2 protein-coding genes are annotated in these 7,673 nt (G+C 68.6%); both read left to right on the top strand.

Features of this window, described 5'->3' with window-relative positions:
* A partial coding sequence (locus GVY64_RS36255; RefSeq protein WP_159851119.1) for a hypothetical protein occupies window positions 1-521 on the top strand: 521 nt, incomplete at its 5' end.
* A 168-nt stretch (window positions 522-689) separates the two neighbouring features.
* On the top strand, window positions 690-7,673 hold a 6,984-nt coding region (locus tag GVY64_RS36260; RefSeq protein ID WP_442939689.1), incomplete at its 3' end, for an amino acid adenylation domain-containing protein.

Raw genomic sequence — 7,673 nt, forward strand, 5'->3', positions numbered from 1 at the left:
GCTCCGGCTCGACCGACGCGCTGGACTGGCTCGCCCTCGACGACCCCACCCTCGTCGCCGAGATCGCCGCCGAATCCCCCCGCCCGGTCACCTACGCCCACCGCACCCGCGCCCTGCGCGGCAGCGATCCGGCCTTCATCGGCGCGCAAGTGCTCAGCTACGACGACCTCGCCACGGCCGCAGGACGGCTGCGCGCGCGCACCGAGCTGACCTTCGAATCGCGCACCTTCCAGCACGGCAGCGCGCAGTCGCCGGCCGCACTGGTCGAAGTGGTGGCCGCCGGATCGGTGGGCGCGTCGGTGGTGCTGGTCGACGCGGACGGCGCGCTGACCGAGTCGCTGGCCGACGAATGGGTAACTCATCTGGTGACGGATCGGGCCGGGCTGGACACGCTCGACCCGACGGCATTGGAGGACTTGCAGGCCGTGGTGCTCGACAATGGTGTCGGCCGCGTGCCCGCGGGGCCTTGGACGACTGTGACCGCTATCGTCGAGCTCACCGAGCTGTTCGGCGCCGAGTGAAGCGATTCGCGGTCAGACGCAAGCCTCCGGTTGTGTGACTATGCACACAGCCGGTTGGTTTGCTGTATCAGGGCGTCCGCTGGAAATGTGTCAAGGACGTGTTCTTACAGGCAGGATGTGCAGAGTTTTCATGTTTCGCTTGTCGGGGAATAGTCTGCCGGCTCAAGGATGGGGAATCAGGAAGCACGAAGCGGGGCTCGCGTGACGCGGCCCGCGCGGGTGCGGCCCACGCGCACCCGGCGACCTAGAGTCACTACCCTCCCGCAACTGATGGCAACCGCCGTCGAAGCGAATCCGACCGGTACCGCGGTCGTTTTCGCCGACGCGGTCAGCTCTCGGGGACACCTCACCTACGCGGAACTCGACGCCAGGTCCACGCGGTTGGCGCGGCTGCTCATCGATCGAGGGGTCGGTCCGGAGGATCTGGTCGCGGTGGGTGTTCCGCGGTCGGTGGAGTCCGTGGTTGCGGTGTGGGCGGTGGCGAAGACCGGTGCGGGGTTCGTGCCGGTGGATCCGAATTATCCGGCCGACCGCGTCGAGCACATGGTGAAGGACTCCGGCGCCGTGCTCGGACTCGCCGTCGCGCGCGTGGTGGAGGACCTGCCCAGCGAGATCGAGTGGCTCGTCATCGATTCCGACAGCTGCACCAGGGCACTGGAGGACTACCCGACCGAACCGGTCACCTATGCGGATCGGCTGCGGCAACTGCGCGCCGAGCATCCGGCTTACGTCATCTACACCTCGGGATCGACCGGCATGCCGAAGGGCGTGGTGGTCACCCAGGCCGGGCTGGCCGGTTTCTGTGCCGAGCAGCGGGACCGGTATCGGGTGACGAGTGCGTCGCGGACGCTGCATTTCGCGTCGCCGTCGTTCGACGCCTCGGTGCTGGAGTTGCTGCTCGCGCTCGGCGGCGCGGCCACCATGGTCGTGGTCGCGCCGACGGTCTACGGCGGTGACGAACTCGCCGCGCTCCTGCGCCGCGAAGCCGTGACGCACGCGTTCATCACCCCGGCCGCGCTCGCGTCGGTGGATCCTACGGGGCTGGACGAGCTGCGCGTGGTGGTGGCCGGCGGCGAGGCGTGCCCGCCGGAGCTGGTGCGGCGCTGGGTGCGCCCGATCGCCGACGGCGAGCGCGAGTTCTACAACGGGTACGGCCCGACCGAGACCACGATCATGACGAACATCAGCGCGCCGCTGGTGCCCGGCGAGCCGGTGACGATCGGCGCGCCGATCCAGACGACCACCGAGTACGTGCTGGACGAGCGCCTGGTGCCGGTCCCGATCGGCGTGGTCGGCGAGCTGTACATCGGCGGGCCTCAGCTGGCTCGCGGCTACCAGTCGCGCCCCGGCCTCACCGCCGTGCGTTTCGTCCCGAACCCTTTCGACCCGAACCACTCTCGGCTGTATCGCACGGGTGATCTGGTGCGTTGGACGCCGAACGGTGAGTTGGAGTATCTGGGTCGCAATGATTTCCAGGTGAAGATCCGGGGTTTCCGGATCGAGCTGGGTGAGATCGACGCGGTGCTGGCCGCGCACGAGAGCGTGGACTTCGCGGTCACCGTCGGACACCAATTGGACAGCGGCGCGACGATTCTCGCGTCCTATGTGCACGCGGCCACCGGACACTCGATCGACACCGGGGAGTTGCTCGCGCACGCCGAGCGCAGCCTGCCGGTCCACATGGTGCCGACTTCGCTCACCGTGCTGGAGGAGATCCCGCTGACCCCGGTGGGCAAGCTGGATCGTCGTGCGCTGCCCCCGCCGCAGTTGCAGACCAAGGAGTTCCGCGCGCCGTCGGGAGCGCTGGAGCAACTGGTGGCGGGTGTGTTCGGCGAACTGCTCAGTGCCGGTGACGAGATCGGCGCGGACGACGACTTCTTCGAGCTGGGCGGCAACTCGCTGATCGCGACGCAGGTCGCGGCCCGGCTCGGCGCGTCGATCGGCGCGCGGGTGCCCGCGCGGACGGTGTTCGAAGCGCCGACGGTCGCGCTGCTGGCCGCCCGGCTCGCCGAATTCGACACCGGCGCGCAGCGTCCGGCGCTGGTGGCGCTGGAGCGTCCGGAGCGGGTGCCGTTGTCGTTGGCGCAGCGGCGGATGTGGTTTTTGAATCAGTTCGATACCGGTTCGGCGGGGAACAATATTCCGTTCGCGGTGCGGTTGTCGGGTGTGTTGGATGTGGCGGCGTTGCGGGCGGCGGTCGCGGATGTGGTCGGGCGTCATGAGACGTTGCGGACGGTGTATCCGGCGGTGGATGGTACGGGGTATCAGGTGGTGTTGCCTGCCGCGCAGGCCGTCCCCGACCTGACGCCGCACAGCCTGACCGCCGACGAACTGCCCGCGTGGCTCGCTACGTTCGCCGCCGCCGGTTTCGATGTGGCGGCCGAGGTGCCGTTGCGGCTCTCGCTCGCCCGGATCGGCTCCGACGACTACGTCCTAGCCGTCGTCGTGCACCACATCGCCGCCGACGGTACGTCCATAGCCCCGCTGGTGCGCGACCTGATGACCGCCTATGTCGCGCGCGGCGCGGGCACCGCACCAGGCTGGGAACCGCTGCCGGTGCAGTACGCCGACTACACGCTGTGGCAACACGCCGTGCTCGGCGACGAGAACGACCCTCGCTCGGTGGCCGCGACGCAGATCGCTTTCTGGCGCGAGGCCCTCGCGGGCATCCCAGATCGGCTCGACCTCCCGATGGATCGGCCGCGTCCCGCCTTGCCGTCGGGTCGTGGCGGCGTCTACGCCTTCACCGTCGACGCACCGACCAGGGCCCGGCTCGACGAGCTGGCGCACGCGCACGGTGCGTCGCTGTTCATGGTGGTGCACGCCGCTTTCGCGGCGTTGCTGGCACGCTTGTCGGGCACCACCGACATCACCATCGGTACGCCGGTCGCCGGCCGCGGCGAGGCGGAACTCGACGACTTGGTCGGCATGTTCGTCAACACGCTGGTGTTGCGGACCCTGGTGGACCCGGCGTCTTCGTTCGCCGAACTGCTGGCCGCGACCAAGGAGCGCGACCTGGCGGCGTTCTCGCATGCCGAGTTGCCGTTCGAGCGGTTGGTCGAGGTGCTCGACCCGGTGCGGTCGCAGGCACATCACCCGCTGTTCCAGGTGGCGCTGTTCTTCCAGAACATGGAACAGGCGCGGCTCGAGCTGCCCGACCTGTCCGTCGCGGCGGTCGAATTCGACGGTGCCGTGGCCAAATTCGATCTGCAGCTGACGGTGACGCCGCAGGAAGGCCCGGACGCGGGCCTCGCCGCCGTGTTCACCTATGCCACCGATCTGTTCGACGAGGTTTCGGTCGCCGAGTTCGCCGCGCGCCTGAACCGGTTGCTGCGCGCCGTCGCGGCCGATCCCGAGCGCGCGCTGGGCGGGGTCGACCTGCTCAGCATGGTCGAGCGGGATCGCATCCTGCACGAGTGGAACGACACCCGGTACCCGGTTCGCTCCGAGTTGCTGCTGGATGGGTACCGCCGTGCGGTCGAGGCTCATCCGGACGCGATCGCCATCGCCTACGAGGGTGCGGAGTTGACGTTCCGTGCGTTCGATGCGCGGGTGAATCGTTTGGCGCGGTTGTTGATTTCGCAGGGTGTGGGTGCGGAGTCGTTGGTGGGGTTGGCGGTTCGTCGGTCGTTGGATCTCGTGGTGGGGATGTATGCGATCGTGGCGGCGGGTGGGGCGTATGTGCCGTTGGATCCGGATCATCCGGCCGAACGCATCGCGCACATCCTGGACACCGCTCGCCCGTTGTGCGTGGTGACGACCGCCGCGGACGCGACGGCGCTGCCGGGCGACGTCGCGGCCCTCGCCGTGGACACGCTGGATCTCGACGGCTTCGACGACAGCCCGGTGCGCGCGGAGGAACTGGTGCGCCCGGTGTTGCCGGAGCATCCCGCGTACGTGATCTTCACCTCCGGGTCCACCGGACGCCCCAAGGGCGTCGCGGTGTCCCATGCGGCGATCAACAACCAGATCGCGTGGATGCTCGCGGAGTATCCGCTGGGCCCGGACGACGTGTACTTGCAGAAGACGGCGACGACGTTCGACGTCTCGCTGTGGGGCTACTTCATGCCGCTGCGCGCGGGCGCGAAACTCGTCGTCGCCACGCCGGACGGACATCGCGATCCCGCTTACGTGGCGGAAACCGTTGCCACGCAGGGCGTGACGGTGACGGACTTCGTGCCGTCCATGCTGACGGTCTTCGCCGCCCACACCACGCCCGGCAGCTGCCCGACGCTCGAACACGTCTTCGTGATCGGCGAGGCGCTGCCGCCGGAGACCGTGGGCGCGATGCAGGCGGTGTCCGACGCCGCCGTGCACAACCTGTACGGCCCCACCGAGGCGGCCGTCTCGGTGACCTACTGGCCCGCGGCGGCGGACGAGCGCACCGTGCCGATCGGCCTGCCGCAGTGGAACACCCAGGTCTATGTGCTCGACTCATGGTTGCGGCCGGTGCCGGTGGGCGTGCCCGGGGAGCTGTATCTCGCGGGTGATCAGCTGGCCCGTGGCTATGTGCGGCGTCCCGACCTGACCGCCGACCGGTTCGTCGCCAATCCGTTCGGCAACGGCGAGCGGATGTACCGCACGGGCGACCTCGTCGTGTGGCGCAAGGACGCCGACGACGCGGTGCTGGACTACCTCGGCCGGACCGATTTCCAGGTGAAGTTCCGCGGTCAGCGGATCGAGCTGGGCGAGATCGAGACGGCGCTGCTGGCGCAGCCTTCGGTGAGCCAGGCGGTCGCCCTGGTCGCGGCATCGTCGCTGGGCGATCAGCTCGTCGCCTACGTCGTCCCCGCGCCGGGCGATCGGATCGACGCGCAGGCACTGCGGTCCGCGATCGGTGAGACCTTGCCCGCCTACATGGTCCCGGCCGCGATCGTGGCGCTGGACGCGTTCCCGCTCAACTCCAGCGGCAAGCTAGACCGTAAAGCGTTGCCGGAGCCGACTTTCGAGACCAAGCAGTTCCGGGCGCCCGTGACGGCGATCGAGGAGATCGTGGCAGGGGTGTTCGGTGAGGTGCTTGCGCTGAACCGGGTCGGCGCGGATGACGATTTCTTCGCGCTCGGCGGTAACTCGCTGGTCGCCACCCAGGTCGTGGCGCGTCTCGGGGCGGCGGTCGGTGCGCGGGTGCCCGTCCGGACACTGTTCGAGGCGCCGACCGTGGCGGGTTTGGCGGCCGCGCTCGAGTCGCATACACATGATGAGCGCCGGGTCGAGTTGGGGAGTATCGCGCGTCCGGAGCGGTTGCCGTTGTCGTTGGCGCAGCGGCGGATGTGGTTCCTCAACCGCTTCGATCAGTCCGGCGATGCCGCGGAGCAGATCGGTTCGGCGGCTTACAACCTCCCGTTCGCGTTGCGGTTGACCGGTGCGCTGGATGTGGCGGCGCTGGGTGCGGCGCTGCACGATGTGGTGGCGCGGCATGAGGTGCTGCGCACGGTGTATCCGGAGACGCCGGACGGTCCGGTGCAGGTGGTGTTGCCCGCCGCGCAGGTCGCCGTGGATCTCGGTCCACGGGTGCTGGCCGAGTCCGAGGTGGCGAGCAGCGTGTACGCGCTGGCGGCGACTCCGTTCGACGTCACGGCCGAGGTCCCGTTGCGGGCCGTGCTCATCCAGGTCGACGGAGCACCCGAGACGTATGTGCTTGCGGTGGTGGTGCATCACATCGCGGCGGACGCGTCGTCGATGGGTCCGTTGGTGCGGGATGTGATGATCGCTTACGCGGCCCGAACCTCGGGCGACGCTCCGGGGTGGTCGCCGTTGCGGGTGCAGTATGCGGATTACGCGTTGTGGCAGCGTGCGGTGTTGGGTGACGAGTCGGATCCGGAATCGCTGGTGGCACGGCAGATCGCGTTCTGGCGCGCGGAGCTAGCCGGCCTGCCCGACCTGCTGGAGTTGCCGACCGATCGGCCGCGTCCGGCGGTGGCGTCGCTGGCGGGTTCGCGCGTGGACATCGAGATCGATGCGGCGACCCACGCGGGTCTCGTGGACTTGGCGCGCGCGCATGGCGCGACGCTGTTCATGGTGGTGCACACGGCCTTCGCGGTCTTGCTCGCTCGCCTGTCCGGCAATGCGGATATCGCCATCGGCACGCCGGTCGCGGGTCGTGGTGAGCGTGAGCTCGATGATCTGATCGGCATGTTCGTCAACACCGTGGTGTTCCGGACGCGGTTGGAGCCGGATGAGTCGTTCGTCGGCCTGCTGGGTAAGCAGCGCGAAGCCGATCTGGCTGCGTTCGCGCATGCGGATGTGCCGTTCGAGCGGTTGGTGGAGGTGTTGAATCCGCCGCGGTCGACGGCGCGTCATCCGTTGTTCCAGGTGGGTTTGTCGTTTCAGAATGTGGCGCGCACATCCTTGGAGTTGCCGGGTCTGACGGTGGCCGGTGTGGATGCGGATTTGGATGTGTCGCAGTTCGATCTGCATTTGATCGTTGGTGACGGGTATGACGAGTCGGGTGCTGCCGCGGGTATCGGTGGGTTCCTCACATACGCGACCGATCTGTTCGACCGGGAGACGGTAGAAGGGTTCGCGGAGCGGTTCTCACGCATTCTCGCGTCTGTGGTCGCCGACGCGACAACCCCGGTGGGCGAGATCGAACTGCTCGCCGATGCCGAACGGCACGATGTGGTGGCGCGCTGGAACGCCACCGACCAGCCCGTCGACGCGGGCGCGACGCTGGTGTCGCTGCTCGACGCCAGCGTGGCGGCGGACCCGCGCTCCACCGCGCTCGTCGCCGACGCGCTCGACGGTGAGCGGATCGAGCTGACCTACACTGAACTCGACGCGCGGGTGAATCGTCTTGCCCGGCATTTGATTTCGTTGGGTGTGGGTCCGGAGTCGCGGGTTGCGCTGGCGTTGCGTCGGTCGGTGGATCTGATCGTGGCGATGTATGCGGTGGCGAAGTCCGGTGGTGCGTATGTGCCGGTGGATCCGGATCAGGCCGCGGAGCGCACGAGCTACATTCTCGAGACGGCGGCGCCGGTCTGTGTGCTGACGAATGCCGACGCCGAGTTCGACACCGATGTCGCGCCGGTGGTGCGTATCGATGAGCTCGACTTGTCGGGTGTGGACGCCAAGCCGATCACCGACTCCGACCGTGTGGGACCGTTGCGTCCGCAGAACACGGCGTATGTCATCTTCACCTCCGGTTCGACGGGT

Source organism: Nocardia sp. CY41, from assembly GCF_009829325.1.
Classification (GTDB): Bacteria; Actinomycetota; Actinomycetes; order Mycobacteriales; family Mycobacteriaceae; genus Nocardia.